Source organism: Shimia sp. Alg240-R146, assembly GCF_947331465.1.
Classification (GTDB): domain Bacteria; phylum Pseudomonadota; class Alphaproteobacteria; order Rhodobacterales; family Rhodobacteraceae; genus Shimia.
The window spans coordinates 693,914-710,929 of the sequence record NZ_CAMZOK010000002.1; the positions used below are offsets into that span (position 1 = coordinate 693,914).

The 17,016-nt window shown below is 55.3% G+C and carries 18 protein-coding genes; all 18 read left to right on the forward strand.

Going from position 1 to position 17,016, the window contains the following annotated elements:
- The first annotated feature begins 124 nt into the window (after window positions 1-124).
- Window positions 125-1,195: an extracellular solute-binding protein gene (locus PG871_RS12635; RefSeq protein WP_443020492.1), complete on the forward strand. Its 1,071-nt coding sequence runs from the start codon at window positions 125-127 to the stop codon at window positions 1,193-1,195.
- A 68-nt stretch (window positions 1,196-1,263) separates the two neighbouring features.
- Window positions 1,264-2,364 carry an ABC transporter ATP-binding protein gene (locus tag PG871_RS12640; RefSeq protein ID WP_270729792.1) on the forward strand — a complete coding sequence of 367 codons (1,101 nt, stop codon included), beginning with the start codon at window positions 1,264-1,266 and terminating at the stop codon, window positions 2,362-2,364.
- Complete coding sequence (locus tag PG871_RS12645) at window positions 2,365-3,222, forward strand: ABC transporter permease (protein WP_270729794.1); 858 nt, start codon at window positions 2,365-2,367, stop codon at window positions 3,220-3,222. It abuts the gene before it with no gap.
- 11 nt (window positions 3,223-3,233) lie between these two features.
- Window positions 3,234-4,085: an ABC transporter permease gene (locus tag PG871_RS12650; RefSeq protein WP_270729796.1), complete on the forward strand. Its 852-nt coding sequence runs from the start codon at window positions 3,234-3,236 to the stop codon at window positions 4,083-4,085.
- A gap of 256 nt (window positions 4,086-4,341) precedes the next feature.
- Window positions 4,342-5,121 carry an ATP-binding cassette domain-containing protein gene (locus PG871_RS12655; protein ID WP_270729800.1) on the forward strand — a complete coding sequence of 260 codons (780 nt, stop codon included), beginning with the start codon at window positions 4,342-4,344 and terminating at the stop codon, window positions 5,119-5,121.
- Window position 5,122: 1 nt separating this feature from the next.
- Window positions 5,123-6,115: an ABC transporter permease gene (locus tag PG871_RS12660; RefSeq protein ID WP_270729802.1), complete on the forward strand. Its 993-nt coding sequence runs from the start codon at window positions 5,123-5,125 to the stop codon at window positions 6,113-6,115.
- Window positions 6,116-6,215: 100 nt separating this feature from the next.
- The gene (locus tag PG871_RS12665) at window positions 6,216-7,121 is read left to right on the forward strand and encodes a sugar ABC transporter substrate-binding protein (RefSeq protein ID WP_270729803.1); all 906 of its coding nucleotides are present in this window, start codon (window positions 6,216-6,218) and stop codon (window positions 7,119-7,121) included.
- A 78-nt stretch (window positions 7,122-7,199) separates the two neighbouring features.
- Window positions 7,200-8,234 (forward strand): zinc-binding alcohol dehydrogenase family protein, encoded by a 1,035-nt coding sequence (locus PG871_RS12670; protein WP_270729805.1) that lies wholly within the window; start codon window positions 7,200-7,202, stop codon window positions 8,232-8,234.
- Complete coding sequence (locus PG871_RS12675; protein ID WP_270729808.1) at window positions 8,227-9,006, forward strand: SDR family NAD(P)-dependent oxidoreductase; 780 nt, start codon at window positions 8,227-8,229, stop codon at window positions 9,004-9,006. Before PG871_RS12670 ends, PG871_RS12675 begins: the two co-directional genes overlap by 8 nt.
- A 10-nt stretch (window positions 9,007-9,016) precedes the next feature.
- The gene (locus PG871_RS12680; protein WP_270729809.1) at window positions 9,017-9,688 is read left to right on the forward strand and encodes an RraA family protein; all 672 of its coding nucleotides are present in this window, start codon (window positions 9,017-9,019) and stop codon (window positions 9,686-9,688) included.
- A 39-nt stretch (window positions 9,689-9,727) separates the two neighbouring features.
- Window positions 9,728-10,630 carry a GntR family transcriptional regulator gene (locus tag PG871_RS12685; RefSeq protein ID WP_270729811.1) on the forward strand — a complete coding sequence of 301 codons (903 nt, stop codon included), beginning with the start codon at window positions 9,728-9,730 and terminating at the stop codon, window positions 10,628-10,630.
- The gene (locus PG871_RS12690; RefSeq protein WP_270729813.1) at window positions 10,627-10,926 is read left to right on the forward strand and encodes a UxaA family hydrolase; all 300 of its coding nucleotides are present in this window, start codon (window positions 10,627-10,629) and stop codon (window positions 10,924-10,926) included. Before PG871_RS12685 ends, PG871_RS12690 begins: the two co-directional genes overlap by 4 nt.
- Before the next feature lie 3 nt (window positions 10,927-10,929).
- Window positions 10,930-12,126 (forward strand): UxaA family hydrolase, encoded by a 1,197-nt coding sequence (locus tag PG871_RS12695; protein ID WP_270729814.1) that lies wholly within the window; start codon window positions 10,930-10,932, stop codon window positions 12,124-12,126.
- A 9-nt stretch (window positions 12,127-12,135) separates the two neighbouring features.
- On the forward strand, window positions 12,136-13,101 hold the full coding sequence (locus PG871_RS12700) for an aldo/keto reductase (protein ID WP_270729816.1): 966 nt from the start codon (window positions 12,136-12,138) through the stop codon (window positions 13,099-13,101).
- Window positions 13,098-13,934 (forward strand): amidohydrolase family protein, encoded by an 837-nt coding sequence (locus tag PG871_RS12705; protein WP_270729819.1) that lies wholly within the window; start codon window positions 13,098-13,100, stop codon window positions 13,932-13,934. The genes PG871_RS12700 and PG871_RS12705 overlap by 4 nt, the downstream gene beginning before the upstream one ends.
- An 18-nt stretch (window positions 13,935-13,952) precedes the next feature.
- Entirely contained in the window at window positions 13,953-14,285 is a 333-nt protein-coding gene (locus PG871_RS12710) for an L-rhamnose mutarotase (RefSeq protein WP_270729820.1), read from the forward strand.
- Between the two features lie 600 nt (window positions 14,286-14,885).
- Window positions 14,886-15,890, forward strand: a complete 1,005-nt coding sequence (gene dusA / locus PG871_RS12715; protein ID WP_270729821.1) for a tRNA dihydrouridine(20/20a) synthase DusA — start codon at window positions 14,886-14,888, stop codon at window positions 15,888-15,890.
- A 115-nt stretch (window positions 15,891-16,005) separates the two neighbouring features.
- Complete coding sequence (locus PG871_RS12720) at window positions 16,006-16,833, forward strand: sulfite exporter TauE/SafE family protein (protein ID WP_270729823.1); 828 nt, start codon at window positions 16,006-16,008, stop codon at window positions 16,831-16,833.
- Window positions 16,834-17,016: the final 183 nt, after the last annotated feature.

Genomic DNA, 17,016 nt, shown 5'->3' on the forward strand with positions numbered 1-17,016 from the left:
TGACAGGATTCAAAACTCCGCGATCACGCGTTCGGCCAAGGTTTGACACAGAACCTTTGACCGAACGATCAAACTCTAGGAAACTGGCACTTTAGCCAATCAATCAAAAACGGGGAATTAGAAAATGACCAAACAATCCTTTGCACTTTCGACGGCGGTTACCGTTGCTCTCATGGGCGGCGCGACAGTTGCCAACGCCGACACGCTGCGTCTTTTGACCTGGGGCGGATATGCACCCGAAGATGTGGTGGCCAAGTTTGAAGCCGAAACCGGCCACACCGTCAAAGTGACCAAGTCCAACAACGAAGAAATGATCGCCAAGCTGCGCGCCACCGGCGGCGGCGGATTTGACCTTGCCCAGCCGAGCCAAGACCGGATCGCGGGGCCTCAGGAAGAATTTGGCATCTACAAGCCCATGGACATGTCCAAAATCGACATGAGCCTGTTCATTCCTTCGATGCTGGAAGCCACTAAGGGCAACACCACTGTCGGCAGCGACGTTTACGGCGTGCCACACGTCTGGGGCACCAGCGGCCTGGTCGTCGACACGGCCAACGCAGGCATGGTCAAAGACTATACAGACCTTTGCGGTGCTGATGTTGCTGGCAAAGTTTCTTATCGCCTGAAGCGCCCGACATTGATCGGCTTCGCGTTCTCGATGGGGCTGGATCCATTTGCAGCCTATAGCGACGAAGCAGCCTATACCGACATCATGGCGCAAGTAGAGGCCAAGCTGATCGAATGTAAGCCTGGCGTCAAAACCTATTGGGGTGGCGGTGACGAGCTGATGGGTCTGCTGCGCTCTGGCGAAGTAGTGGCCTCTATGGCTTGGGACACCGGTGGCTGGAAGTTGAACGATGACAACTCCGACATCACCTTTGTCGCGCCTGCAGCCGGTGCTCTGGGTTGGGTAGACACATTTGTTCTGCCAGCCAAAGGCAAAGCAGACGACGCGGCATACGCTTGGATCAACTTTGTGATGCAGCCAGAAGTCGCGGCGATGATCACCGCTGCTGCTGGTAACTTTACGGCGTCGCAAGGCGCAGCTGAGTTTGCGGACGATGGGTTGAAAGCCAAGTACAAAGCTAGCTTCCCGCAAGAAGCGATCGACAACATCAAATGGTATCCTCCGGTTCCTGCGGGTCTGGAAGCCATCGAAGGCGGCGTTCTTGACCGTGTAAAAGCAGCCAACTAAGCCTCTAAAACTACTTTTGAGCGCCCGCCGACATTGGCGGGCGCTTTCGACTATCTGGGAGTTCTCGCGTGACAGCTGATCTTGAATGCATCGATTTGGAAAAACGCTTCGGCGACACTGTGGCTGTGGACCGCGTTTCGTTTTCCGTTCCGCAGGGGTCTTTCTTTTCTATCTTGGGCCCATCCGGCTGTGGCAAAACCACGATCATGCGGATGATTGCGGGTTTTCTTGACCCAAGCGACGGTGACATTCTTATCAAGGGAAAATCTGTTCTCGACGTAGCGCCGAACAAGCGTCCCGTGAACATGGTGTTCCAGCATCTCGCGTTGTTCCCAATGATGAACATCGCTGACAATATCGGGTACGGCCTGCGCCGAACGGGAATGGGTAAGGCCGACATCAACCGCAAAGTTGACGAAGCACTCGACCGTATTGGCCTGCCTGGAATTGGCCAGCGCAAAGTGGATGAGCTGTCCGGTGGGCAAAAGCAGCGCGTGGCCATTGCCCGTTGCATGGTGCTTGAGCCGGATGTGCTGTTGCTGGACGAGCCGCTTGGCGCGCTTGATCTGAAATTGCGCGAACGTATGAAAGTAGAGCTGAAAGCGCTGCAATCGGCGTTTGACACAACTTTCGTTTACATCACCCACGATCAATCCGAAGCGTTGGTCATGTCTGACAACATTGCTGTGATGAACGAAGGCCGATTTGAACAGGTCGGCACCGCACGGGATCTGTATTACCGCCCTGACACCGCTTTTGTTGCTGGCTTTGTGGGCGACAGCAACCGGTGGCGCGGACGTGTGACAAAACTGGACGGCCAAGATCTTGAATTGCTGTCAGACACAGGCATGCCTTTGCGTGGCGCGATACAAGGTCGAACCCTGAACGTTGGCGATATGGCGGATGTCTTTGTCCGCCCCGAGGCGATCAAAATCGCCCACGTCAAAGGCGAGCTGTCTCAGTTTGATAATCAACTCTCTGGCACGGTGACCTCGCTGTTGTTCAACGGCGCCGCCAGCCGAGTCATCATTGCAAGTGACACCGGCCACGGCGAAGTCGAAGTGAACCTGCCGCAGTCTGGCGAATTCGCGGATCTGGTGAAGGGGTCCGAGGTGCACATTGGTTGGGGCAGTGATCAAGGCAATTGCTTTGCCGCGGAGGCGAGCTGAATGCGCGCCGAAGCCAAACTTGGGCTCGCCCTTTTGCTGACACCGCTTTTGATGTGGTTGTCTTTGCTGATTTTCATTCCACACGTCGATGTGTTTCTAGTTTCACTGCGCGAGCGCGTGGGCGTCGGCCAATATCAAATAAGCTTTGCAAACTATCTGACGTTCTTTCAGGAGCCGCTATATTTGTGGACTTTCCTGCGCACGGCCGTGATGTCATCGCTTGCAACGTTGATGACGCTGATAATCGCCTTTCCGGTGTCTTACTATATCGCCAAGATGATCAAGGGGCGGGCGCAATCAGCGCTGTTTCTGCTGTGCCTGGTGCCATTTTGGGTGTCCGAATTGGTGCGCACCTTCGGCTGGATGATCTTGCTGCGCGAAACCGGTGTCATTTCAAATGTCTTGCAATACCTCGGGCTGGTCGATGGCCCGGTAGAGATGCTCTATAACGACGGCGCCATCATGATCGGGCTGGTCTATACGTCGATGCTTTTCATGGTTGTACCACTGGTCACAACGCTTGAAAGCCTGCCCGATGAAGTGATTGAAGCGGGTTATGATCTTGGTGGCAATGGCGTCAGCGTGTTGCGCGAGATCATCATTCCGCACGCCATGCCGGGCATCGTGTCGGGCTGCATCGTGGTCTTTATGCTGAGCCTTGGCAACTACCTGACGCCCACCATGCTGGGCGGCAAGGAGAGCCTTTGGTTCACCGAGCTGATCTATTCCCAGTTCATCGTTCGCTTCAACTGGGAACTCGGCGCGGCCTTTGGCTTTATGCTGTTGATCCTGTCGTCAGCGATTGTCTGGGGCATGCTCAAGCTTACCGGTCAATCCCTTGAAAAGACTATGGGATAGGAGACGCCAATATGATCCCTTCGATCCCCCAACCAAGGTTTTTGACCGCCGCCTACACGGCCTATGTGACACTGTTCTTTGTCTTTTTGGCTTTGCCGCTAGTTGTCGTCGCGGTCTTTGCCTTTAACGACAGTCAATTTCCCTCTCTGCCGTGGGAAGGATTCACTTGGAACTGGTTCTTTGGCTCTGAACGTCCGATGATCGGTGTGTTTCACGAACGCGGTATCCTCGGCGCGATTGGCACGTCTGTATTGGTGGCCGTGGTGGTGTCGGCGATGTCCGTTTTTGTCGGCATGACCAACGCGTTCTTGTTCAATCGCTACAAATTCCGCGGCCAAAGCGTGCTATATGTCTTCATGCTTTTGCCGCTGGTTATTCCCGGCATTGTGTTGGGTATTTCCATTTTGGTTTTTTCGAGCCGTGTCGCAAACGGCCTTTGGGACGGCTTTGAGATCGACGTAGAAGCCCTGCGCCCGGGCTTGTGGCTGGTGATATTGGGTCAGTTTTCATTCATTACGACGATCGCGACCTTGGTCATTGGTGCGCGCTTGCAAAAGTTCGATCGCACGTTGGAAGAAGCTGCGCTGAACCTTGGCGCGGGCAAGTTGACGGCCATACGCACCGTGACATTACCGTATCTGGCACCGGCCATGATCGGGGCCTTTGTGGTGGCCTTCCTGATGAGCTTTGAGAACTTCAACACCACTTTGATGTTGGTGGGGTCCGACGCTCCGCTGACCATCGCCATGTTTGATCGGCTCAAGGAAGGGTCAACGCCTTTGCTAAATGCGGTGTCTTTGCTGTTGATGATCGGCTCGTCCTGTTTGGCCCTCGTGATGATTGCCTTTCAGCGAAAGTCATAAACCGAAAAGCTTGGCCGGTCAGTCGACGCAATTGGCGCGCGGGTGTTCTCAAGATCACCCGCATTCCACCAACAAAACACTAGTCATCCTCGCTGTGCAGTAGGGGCTTTGCGCACCAACACTCTCGGAGTGTCCCTTCGAGAAACAACACAAAATGTACTTTAAGCAAAAAAAACAGTTGACCGACTCGCTGAATGTTTTTTATGGAATAAGAACCAAATCGTGGTGCGCAACGCGCTACGTAGGGGAGGGACGCATGACCAAACAGGACGCCGACAAAATCATTTTGCAGGCCCGTGGCTTGAGCAAACGCTATGGCGGCGTTGTCGCGCTTGAGGATGTGGATCTGGAATTACGGCAAGGCGAAGTGCTTGCGGTTGTTGGTGACAATGGCGCGGGTAAGTCGACGCTCATCAAAGCATTGACGGGTGCAATCGCAAAAACCGCGGGCCGCGTTGAGATTGACGGGCAGGAAGTCCACATCGACTCTCCGACGCAAGCAAAGGCGGTGGGTATCGAAACCGTTTACCAAGATCTTGCGCTTGTTGACGAGTTGTCGATCACCAAAAACATGTTTTTAGGGCGCGAGATCAAACGTAAAGACGTCTTTGGTCGGCTGTTTGGGACGCTTGATTTCGCCAAAATGGACACCGAAATTCGCGCGCTTTTCCAAAAGCTCGACATCCGGATTGCCGACATTTACCGCGAGGCAGAAGCCTTTTCCGGGGGACAACGCCAAGCGGTGGCGCTGGCCAAAACCGTGATGTTTGGCAAGCGCATCGCAATTTTGGATGAGCCGACCGCAGCACTTGGTGTGCGCGAAAGCAAGATGGCCATGGATCTGGTCAATTCTCTGAAAGATCATGGTTTGTCCGTGATCATGATCACCCACAACATGCAGCATGTGATGAACTATTGCGATCGCGTCATGGTGCTGCGCCTAGGCCGTCTTGCGGCGGTGCGCGACGTCAAGGATGTCGATGGGGACACGCTTGTGGGCCTGATCACCGGCACCGTTGAAGACAAGGCCGCATGAGATGACTGACATGACACAATCGTCCTCGACACAAATTTCTACACCTTCGGCGACAAGCTCGAGCTTTGACATTCTGCGGCACCAGTTTCTGCAGATCTGGCAAGTTCTGGCGGCTTTGGTGTTGATTTACCTGACATTTTTTGTGCTTTCGGAACCTTTCCGAAGCTTGGACACGTTGCTTTCGATCTTTGGGCAAGCTTCCATTCTGGCCATTCTGGCGTGCGGCACGACCGTTGTTCTTATCTCGGGTGGGCTGGATCTTTCCGTGGGATCAATCTTTGCCGTTGTCGGTGTGATCGTCGGGATTGCATTGGCAGAATACCAGCTGCCGGTCATTGTGGCGGTTGTGATCGGCTTGGCCGCCGGTGCGTTCATGGGCGCTTTAAACGGCACCATTCAGGTGTTCACGAAAGTGCCTGCCTTTATCGTCACGCTTGGCGGATTGACGGCCTATAAAGGGATCGCAGAGATCCTTGCCAGTGGGCGAGATCTGTCGCGGTTCCCCGAGAGTTTTCAGATGTTGGGATCGGGGTATCTGGTGCCGATGACCATTATGTTCGCAGTGGCGCTTGTGACAGGTCTTTTTCTGACCAAGACGCAACTGGGCAACCATGCTTTTGCGGTCGGTGGCAACGAGGAAGTGGCGCGTCTGTCTGGCGTGAACGTGCGCAAGAGCCGCATTTATTATTACATGATTGGCGGCCTTTTGGCGGCGACTGCGGCCATCCTTGAGGTGTCCAAACTCAACTTTGCCATGCCAGCGCGGGGACAAAGCTATGAGCTTTTTGCCATCGCGGCTGTTGTGATTGGTGGCACCAGTTTGTTTGGCGGCCGCGGTGGCGTGGGAAAGACGCTGATCGGCATGCTGATCATGCAAACCATCATCGTCGGCCTGTCCTATTTGGGCGTGGGCACATCGGTGCAACGCATCGCAATCGGCATCATCATTATCCTGGCTGTATATTGGGACGTCTGGCGACGACCGACCCGCTAAGCCGCTGAATTCAAGAAATTCTGATGGGTGTGGAGGAACGCTCACAGGACAAGTCCGGCCCAAGTCCGGGCATCTATTACCCAAAGGGAGGAGAAAGAAAATGACAGCTTTTAAAACGATGGCAGCCACGGTTGCCCTCAGCGTGTCGATGGCGGGAGCCGCGTTTGCCGCGGATTTGCGCATCGCTTACACTGGGTATTCCACAGACAACACGTTCTGGATCGGTGTGGCCAAGGCCGCTGCGGCGCAAGCGGATGAAATGGGTGTTGAATTGCTTGATCTGACGGCATCGTCGCCGGATGCCGCCGCACAGAAAGACGCAGTGGACCGTGCCATCAACATGGGCGTCGACGGCATCATCATTGGTTCTGTAGACAACCGCGCGTTTGACGCGTCTTTGGACAATGCCAAGCGCAAAGGCATACCCGTTGTCGCGGTCGACACCGGAATTGAGCACGATCACGTGGCGAGCCTTGTGCAAACTGACAACCTCGCGGCCGCGTCGATTGCGGGTGGCTATATCGTTGACCAATTGGACGCAGGTACCGTGCTTATTCTTGGAGGCAGCGCAGGGCACCAGACAGGCAACGCGCGTCGGGATGGCGTGAAAAACGCAGCCGAGGCTGCAGGTCACGAGGTGATTTTCCAGATCTGTGATTGGCAGGACGCCTGCGCCTATGAAACAACCGTCAACTTCCTGCAGTCAAACTCGGACATCAAAGCGATCTTTTCCGCGTGGGATCCGGGTGCGTTGGCTGCGGTGTCGGCTGCCAGCGAATTGGGGAAACTGGACGATCTCGTGATCGTGGGTTTTGACGGCAACCCAGCCAATCTGGTGTCCATCGAAGCGGGTGAACAGGCCGCAACGATCAAGCAGGACAACACCCGTATGGGCGTTGAGGCGGTGTCCAACCTTATCGGCCTGATAAAGGGCGAAGAGGTGGCAGCATTCACTCCGATCGACGGTATTTTGATCACATCAGACAACGTGGCGGACTTTAAGTAACGCCATTTGACCAACGGCTGCCCGTCTGATACGGGCGGCCGCCCCCCCAAGTTTCACATCCAAGGACACACCCGTTTTATGCAAGCTTTGGCAATCACATCCATTGGCGAGACCGCCTTTCAAACGGTTGAAACACCAAGGCCGGGTGCAGGGGATGTGTTGATTGACGTGGGCTGTGTCGGCTTGTGTGGAAGTGACCTCAATACCTTCAAGGGGCTGAACCCGCTGGCGACGTTGCCACGCATTCCCGGCCATGAAATTGGTGGTACGATCTTGGATGTCGGGCCGGATGTGCCATCGACATTCAGACGCGGCACACGGGCTGTCGTGGTGCCTTATACCGCGTGCGGACAGTGCGCTGCTTGTAAAAACGGCCGCCCCAACGCGTGCAAACACAACCAAACACTTGGCGTGCAGCGCCATGGCGGTATGGCGGACCGGCTGGTGGTGCCGCATACGCATCTTATTCTCAATGACCACCTTTCTTTGCGGGAACTGGCTTTGGTCGAACCTTTGTCCGTTGGCTTTCACGCGGTGACGCGCGGCTCTGTGGCTGCGGGAGACGCTGTTGTGGTGCTTGGCGCAGGCATGATTGGTCTGGGCGCCATTTTGGGTGCTCTGGCAAAAGGCGCACATGTGATTGTGGTCGAGATCAGCGAAAACAAACGCGAAATGCTCAAGGCGCTGGGGGTTCGCGACGTTGTAAACCCGACCACCGAGAACTTGCCTGACCGTGTGGCTGAGCTGACCGACGGGCACGGAGCCGACGTGGTGATCGAAGCGGTTGGGCTGCCGGAAACCTTTCGCTCCGCCGTCGACTTGGCATGTTTTTCAGGACGTATCGTGTATGTCGGCTACGCCAAATCCGAAGTCAGCTACAACACCGCGATTTTTAACCTGAAAGAGTTGGACATCATGGGGTCTCGCAATGCCACACGCGCTGATTTTGAGGCCGTCATTGCGTTTCTGGAAACCCAACCGACCCTTGCGGAGCATTTGATCTCGCGGGTTTTTCCTTGGGCGGAAGCGGACCAAGCCTTTGGCTATTGGGACGCAAACCGCCAAAACACATTCAAAGTCATGATCGATATGCAGGACCAACCACATGCCTAACAACGCGGCGCTTGCGCAACAATACGGACTAACGGGACAGACTGCGCTGGTCACCGGAGGCGGCACAGGGCTTGGAAAGGCCATTGCAACCAGTCTGGCGCAAAGTGGAGCGCAGGTGGTGATTGCGGGCCGTCGAGAGGATGTCTTGCAAGCGGCATGCGAAGAGATTGGGCATGGCACGACGTATTGCGTGTTGGATCTTTCGGACGTGGCGCAACTGGCGGAAAAGGCGGATCAGTTGCATGGGAAATCTGGGGCTTTTGATATCCTTGTGAACAACGCCGGCAACACGGTGAAAAAGGCTTTCTTGGACTCCACTCTAAAGGATTTCGACGGTGTTTTTGATGTCCACGTGCGAGGTGCGCTGGAATTGAGCCGCTATGTTATGGCGCGTATGTCTGAGGCGGGGAAAGACGGCTCTGTGCTCTTTATCTCTTCGATGACAGCCTACATCGGGCAGCCGAATGTGCACGGCTATACAATTGCAAAGACGGCCATCAATGGCGTCGTTCGAGCGCTTTCGGCGGAGTTCGCGCAAGCCGGCATTCGGGTGAATGGTGTGGCGCCTGGGTGGATCGACACGGATGTGTTTCGCACTGCGACCAAAGGTGACCCCGAGCGCAAAGCCAAGATTATGGGGCGCATCCCGATGGGCAAATTGGGCACGCCGGAGGACATTGGCTGGACCTGTGCCTTTCTGTGTGCGTCATCCGCAAAATACATCACCGGCCAGGTCATTTTGGTCGATGGTGGCGGGGCGACAGGTTTTTGAGGAGAGCAACATGACCGACAAAGAGCTTTTTGCACTTGTGAAGGACAAGCTGTTCACCGCCGTGTTGGGTGACGCTTTAGATGCGCTTGGATATCGAAAGCAATTCTTGCCGCAACCGATCAAACCGTTGGTAGCTGGTACAAAACTGGTGGGGCGTGCGATGACAGTTCTGGAAGCAGACTACGCCGAAGGTGAGGGCAAAGGACCACTTGCGGACCACCCGTTCGGGATCATGTTTGAAGCCTTGGACAGTTTGCAGGAAGACGAGATTTACATCGCCTCAGGATCATCGTTCTCCTTTGCACTTTGGGGCGGTCTTATGTCGACACGGGCACAGCATTTGAAATCCGCTGGCGCCGTGTTGGACGGGTATGTCCGAGACACTGATGAAATTCGCCAACTTGAATTTCCCGTTTTCTCGCGCGGGTCTTTCGCACAGGATCAGGGCGTACGTGGCAAAGTGATCGACTATCGTGTGCCAATCGACGTCGAAGGGGTGCGCGTCAGTAGCGGGGATCTGATTTTTGCTGACGATGAAGGGGTTTTGATCGTTCCCCAAGAGGCGGAAAGAGAGGCGGTCCAGAACGCGCTGGAGAAAGCCAGCACCGAAAATCAAGTGGCCAAGGCCATTCGTGCAGGCATGTCATCACAAGAAGCTTTTGCAACTTTTGGCGTTATGTAAAACACTTAGAGCGAGTTTGTTAGGTCGGTAGAACGCATAATGTCACGAGACAATTCCACATATAAAGATAGCCTCAATCGCAGCCTCGATTATGTCGCTGAGCTGCGTATCGACGACACGTTGCCGTCTGAAGTTGATCTGACCCAACGCCTTGGCATCAGCCGCACAACTGTGCGGGCTGTTTTGACTCATTTGAACGAGATTGGCGTCATCAATTGGTCGGGCCGCGCCAAAACGGTTCTCAGAAAACCCAAGGCGTCAGACTACTATGCCAAAGAGGAAACGCTTTCGACAAGCGAACGTGTCGAGACGCAGTTCATGGAGTTCATTCTTGGCGGAGATTTGAAGCCCGGCGCGATCCTGCATGAAAGCGAAATGGTGCGGGCTTTTGGCGCAAGCACATCGGTATTGCGGGAGTGCCTAATCAAGTTTTCACGCTTTGGGCTGATCGAAAAAGAACCAAACAGACATTGGGTGCTGCGCGGGTTCACTCGCGAATTCGCCATCGAGTTGTTCGATGTCCGAGAGATGTTTGAATTGAGGGCGTTTCAGACGTTGCTGGATCAAGGCTCTGACAGTTCCGGTTTCGCGCGTTTGGTCGACTTGAGCGGGCCGCACGAGGAAATCATCGCCAATATTGATGCGGAATACCTTAGCTTTCCAAGGTTGGATGAGCAGTTCCACCGTGCTTTGACCGACGGGCTTGGCAATCGGTTTGTCGATGACTTTTATGAATTGGTTTCAGTGATCTTTCACTATCACTATCGATGGAACAAACGAGATGAGCGCGAGCGCAACCACATTGCCGCGCAGCAGCACCTTGATGTGATCCATGCGGTGCAAGCGGGTGACAAGTCCAAGGCTATGGCGTTGTTCCAAAACCACTTGAACGCCGCAAGAACCACCTTGTTGAACTCGGTGACGTGGGACAATGAGCCATGACCGATGCATTGCAGACTGATCCACGCCTTTTGGTTCTCGCGCAGGGCGACAATATCGCCGTTCTCAAAGCGACAATCAAAGCCGGTGAAGACATTCTGATCGCAGGAAATGAGGTTCATGTGGGCAGCACGCTTGGGCTTGGGCACAAGCTTGCGGTCGTTGCGATCCAAGGTGGGGACGATGTCGTTAAATACGGCTTTCCAATTGGGTTTGCGGTCGCGGATATCCCGCTGGGCGCGCATGTGCATGTGCACAATCTGGCCAGCAGATACACAACCGTTGAGATCATGGAGTAGCACATGCCCGAAATGATGGCCTGGCCCAGGCAAGATGGGCGCAAAGGAATTCGCAACGTTGTGTTGGTCGCATATTTAGTGGAATGCGCCCACCATGTCTGCAAACAGATTGCCCGTCCTTTTGATGAGAGCGACGTTCAGGTCATTGGCTTTTCCGGATGTTTTCCTTCCGAATATGGCCAAGACATGATGACGGCATTGTGCACGCATCCCAATGTTGGCGCGGTGCAGCTGGTGTCTTTGGGCTGCGAGAATTTCAAGAAGTCCCAATTGGCCGAAAGCGTGCGCGCGTCTGGGCGGCCGGTGAATGTGGTGACAATTCAAGAAGCAGGCGGCACGGCAGCTGCGGTTGAAGCAGGGCGGGCTTGGGTGGCGCAAACCCGTGCCGAGCTACAAAACCTGCCCATGGTGGCGATGCAGCCCTCGGAATTGGTGATTGGCACGATCTGTGGCGGGTCTGATGCAACATCAGGCATCACTGGAAATCCGGCCGCCGGGGTCGCCTTCGATCGGTTGGTGTCAGAAGGGGCCACCTGTATCTTTGAGGAGACCGGCGAGCTGATCGGGTGCGAACATGTTATGGCCGAGCGCGCCGCCACGGATGCGCTTCGGCCAGCGATTGTCGATACCGTTGCCAAAGCTGCGCGATACTACGCGGATATGGGGTATGGGTCTTTTTCCAACGGAAACGCGACGGGTGGGTTGTCCACCATCGAGGAAAAATCGCTTGGCGCCTATGCAAAGTCCGGACAAAGCCAGATCTGCGGTATTTTGCGACCCGCGCAGCGGCCTGCGACAGGTGGGCTATATCTGCTGGATGTGGTGCCTGATGGGCCGCCAAAACACGGCTTTCCGAATATCAATGACAATGCAGAGATCATCGAGCTGATCTCTTGTGGTGCGCATGCTGTGATCTTTGTCACAGGGCGCGGATCCGTCGTAGGATCTGCCATATCGCCTGTCCTCAAGGTTTGCGCCAATCCGGAAACCTTTACCCATATGTCAGGAGACATGGATGTGAACGCCGGGCGGATCTTGGATGGTGGTGGGCAGCTGCATGATGTGGGTACCGAAATCTATGAAAAGCTTGTTGCTTTGGGCGCGGGCGCTCGCACAGCCAGCGAGGCTTTGGGGCATGTAGAGTTCGTTTTGACCTATAAGTCCCAATCGCCTTCAAACCCCGCATGTTACCCAAATTAGAGGCTAGTGATGCTGACTGACAAACATCGCCTGTCTTTGGGCACTGCTGCGCTCGCGGGGCTTTATCGACCGGTGTCCCGCGAGGCGGCCGAGGAGGTTTTGGCGACGGCTTGGTACAATGGCATCCGGTTTTTCGATACCGCGCCGCATTATGGCAATGGCGCATCCGAAGGTTTGATCGGCGATTTCCTACGTGATCGGGACGGTTGGGTTTTGTCGACAAAAGTCGGGCGTGTGTTGTCGCCGGATGCCAGCCCGCCGCCGGTGGTAAACGGTTTTCACAATGCATGGCCGTTAAAGCAACGTTTTGACTTCACCTACGACGGCATCATGCGATCTGTCGAGGACAGTTTTCAGCGTCTTGGGTTGAACCGCATAGATATTCTCTTTGTGCATGACATTGGAGATCCTGATGCCGGTACAGATACTGACCAACATCGCGCACAGTTGTTGGACAGTGGCGTTCGCGCGCTGGAGGCGTTGAAAACAGATGGTACAATTGGCGCTGTGGGTCTTGGCGTGAACACCGTTGAGATCTGCGAAGAGCTTGTTGGGCAATTTGAAATGGACCTGATTTTGCTGGCCGGTCGGTACACATTGCTAGACCAATCGGCGCGTCTGAGGTTGTTTCCCAAGCTGGTTGAGCACAACATCCGATTGGTGATCGGGGGCGTGTTCAATTCCGGAATTCTCGCCACGGGTCCTGTTGAAGGCGCGCACTACAACTATAGCCCCGCGCCGCCAGACGTGCTGGAGAGGGTTGCCAAGATCGAAGCCATTTGTTCGGCTCATGATGTTGGGCTGTCTGCTGCGGCAATTCAGTTTCCAGACCAGTCGCCCCTGGTGGCATCAACACTCATAGGCACCGCCAAAGCGTCGTCTTTGCTGCGCAACATCACTCAATTCAACAAATCCTTGCCAGACGCATTGTGGCGAGAGTTGTGCGCCGAGGGTTTCATTGGAGACATGCTGTGATCATCGATGCACATCAGCATTTTTGGACGTTGTCTCGGGGGGATTACCCGTGGCCAAATGACAGTGTTGCAGCGATTTTTCGTGATTTCGGCCCGGAAGATCTGGCACCGCTTTTGGCGGCTACAGGGGTTGATAAAACAATACTCGTGCAGGCCACTGACACTGTGGCAGAGACCACGTTTTTGCTCGACGTCGCAGCCAATACCGAGTGGGTGGCCGGCGTCGTAGGATGGGTGGATTTTTCGGCAGCCGATGCCATTGATCAGATCGAAGTTCTTCGCAAGGATCCGACCCTTAAAGGGTTGCGTCCGATGTTGCAGAACATTGCCGATACAAATTGGATTTTGTCGGCATCTTTCACACCGGTACTTGCGCATATGGAAGCGGTGGGTTTGTGTTTTGACGCCCTAATCCAGCCAAGGCATTTGGTCGCGATCCAAGAAATCGCGGCGCGCCATCCCGCACTGAAAATTGTGGTCGACCATATCGCAAAACCAGCTATGGGCGGTGGTCAGGGACCTTCACTGGCGTGGCAAAATGGGATGGCCGCGCTTGCCCAATCGGCGAATGTGCACTGTAAATTGTCCGGCGTCGTCACCGAAATTGGTGCCCAGTGGGAGCCGGCGGACATCGCGCCTTTTGTCGATCATGTGCTGGATTCTTTCGGCGCGCAAAAAGTCATTTTTGGCAGCGACTGGCCCGTCGTCAATTTGGCCAGTTCTTACGCAATTTGGCATGAAACGGTTCAGGAGCGCCTTTCTCAAATGTCTGCGGCTGATCGTGCTGGAATTATGGGTGCCAACGCCATCAAGTTTTACGGCCTAAAGCCATGAGCAACCGGGGGAGAGAAAATGGTACAGCGAATGGGAATGGTGATCGGTATCAGCGCGGAGAAAATTGCGGAATACACCGAATTGCATGCCAATGTTTGGCCGGAAGTCCTGGAGCGTCTGAAGCAATCAAACATTTCAAACTACACGATTTTCCTACGTGAACCCGAAAATCTGCTTTTCAGCTATTGGGAATACACCGGGAGTGATTTCGATGCGGACATGGCCGCGGTGTCAGCGCATGAGGTGACCCAAAAATGGTGGGCTTTGTGCGGTCCGATGCAGAGACCGCTGGAAACGAGGGTTGAGGGCGAATGGTGGGCCGCGATGCAGCCGGTGTTTCATTTGGCTTGAGGTCTTTCGACTATTGGTACTAAACGGAATTTCGCCGAGGTGGGGTCGTGGTCCATCCTAAATAGTGCCGATCCAAAGCGCCACGAATGGTTTTTGCGGCGCAGCGGATTGATGAACTGATTTCGTTTACAGAAACAGATAGAGCCTGGCACAGTCCCAATTCTCCGACACCGGCCGATGCTATCGATTTGTGTTACAGAAGTGTGCTGTAACCAGAGCGACCAGTGGCGCAGGTGCAGAGAAACGGCGCTTTGTCCGCTAACCAGTCGTCTGGCGTGGCTGTTTGAATGTCCGTTTCAGACATTGCACCGCGTGGAGGCACAGTCTGCTTCGGGCTGGGACCGGTCATTCGTTGGGATTCCCAGCGATCGCGACTTTGGGCCGCTCACGCGGTTTTGCAACCTCCGCTTCCTGCGGAAAACCGACCTACAAGTGTTCATAGAAAGGCTTGCGGTAGACTGGCCACTTGTAGACAAGCTCTTAATTGTATGACTTCGGCGATTATTAGTATGACACTGGGGCATACACTGTTTTATTTTGGCTGTTTTTAGCCCCCATTTTTGATAGTGGTGTGCATCTGACAAAACGATGAGCTTGTAAGTGACTGATAATAATAGAGAAAAAATCTGGCGTCACGCACGTTTAAGCTGTGCACCGATGATGGATTGGACCGACCGTCACTGCCGGTATTTGCACCGGCTGCTGTCGCGCGAAACGTTGCTTTATACGGAAATGGTGACCGCACCGGCTTTGGTGCGGGGTGGGGCGGTTCATCTGCTGGACTTCTCTGATGAGGAACACCCCGTCGCGTTGCAACTTGGCGGGTCAGATCCAGCCGAATTGGCAACTGCCGCCAAGCTGTGCGAGGCGCGTGGCTATGATGAAATCAATCTAAATGTCGGCTGCCCGTCTGATCGTGTGCAATCAGGCACGTTTGGCGCGGTCCTTATGAAAACCCCGCAGCTGGTCGCCGACTGTGTGAAAGCCATGCAAGATGCGGTTTCCGTTGAGGTCACGGTGAAATGCCGCATCGGGGTGGATGATCAGGACACAGAAAAGGTATTGCCCGACTTTCTGGACCAGATGGTTCGCGCCGGCGTGTCACGCGTCGCGGTGCACGCCCGAAAAGCGTGGCTTCAGGGGCTGAGCCCCAAGGAAAATCGCGATATCCCGCCGCTTGATTATCCTCTGGTGTACCAGATGAAGCGTGACTTTGCGGACATGCATCTGTCGATCAACGGCGGCATTGCCACGCTGGACGAAGCCGAGGCGCATCTGGCCGCCGGCATGGACGGGGTGATGATCGGGCGGGCGGCCTACCAAAACCCCGCGGATGTGCTGTGTGCCGCGGACCGGCGTATTTTTGGTGCCGGCACAGACAGCGATCCGATTGAGGTGGTGCGTCAGATGCTGCCATACATCGAAGCCCACCTCCTGGCTGGCGGCAAGCTGCATCAGGTCACGCGCCACATGTTGGGATTGTTCTCCGGGCGTCCCGGTGCGCGGGCGTGGCGGCGGTATCTGAGCGAAAACGCCCCATCGGCGCAAGCGGGGCCTCAAACCGTCGAAGCGGCGCTCGCTTTCGTTGAACGCGCCGCTGCCTGATCTGCGCTGTGTTGGTGACGGTGCGGAGCCACGCACGGCTGCGCCTTGCGGGATCACAAAAATTCCGGTTTAGCTGCGTGCAGACGTAAAGAAGAGACCGCCCGGAGGCCCATTTATGACCGCTGATCCCATGCTGCTTGTGCAGATGCTGATACTTTTGCTGGTAATCGGGGCGCTTGCCGGTGTTCTGGCAGGCCTTTTGGGCGTGGGGGGCGGCATCGTGCTGGTTCCGGCGTTTTTCTACGCGTTCACTGCCTTAGGGTATGATGGGCCGCAATTGATGCAGATCTGTTTGGCAACCTCGCTGGCCACGATCATTGTGACGTCGGTGCGCTCTGTCATGAGCCACAACAAGAAGGGCGCTGTGGATTGGCAGATCCTGCGCAGTTGGGCCCCCGGCATTGTGATTGGCGCGATTGTGGGCGTGATGGTGGCGTCAAATCTGCGCTCCGTCACCTTGCAGCTTGTGTTTGGCTGTCTCGCGTTGGTGATCGGCGCTTACATGGGGCTGGGGCGGGCAGATTGGCGGTTGGGGCAAGCCATGCCCAAAGGCCTTTTGCGAGCCATTCTAAGCCCGCTTGTCGGGTTTCTCTCGGTGCTGATGGGCATTGGCGGTGGCAGCTTCGGCGTGCCGTTGATGAGCCTATATAACACCCCAATTCACCGCGCGGTTGCAACCGCAGCTGGCTTTGGGGTGACCATCGCTGTGCCGTCGGTGATCGGGTTTTTGCTTTTGCCGGTTGATCCGGCTTACCGGCCGCCATTTACCATTGGGGCGGTCAATCTGGTGGCCTTCTTTATCATCATTGCGATGACCTTGATGACCGCGCCAATTGGCGTACGCATCGCCCATGCGATGGACCCCAAGCCGCTTAAACGGGTGTTTGCGGTGTTCTTGACGTTGGTCGCGTTCAACATGCTGCGCAAGGCTTTGGGCTGGTAACGACCTTCGGCGGGTAAGGGCGCAATGCTGGATATGGTGACGGGTGTGATCACTGCATAACCTACGCCGTGCCTTGCTGGCCGCGCCTTGCGCTGCTGGCCCTTGGTTGGCACGCGACTGGATGTAATTTGGGCCCTAAAAAGGTGTTGCGCGACGTCCTGCAAACCTGTGGTAGATGCGTGT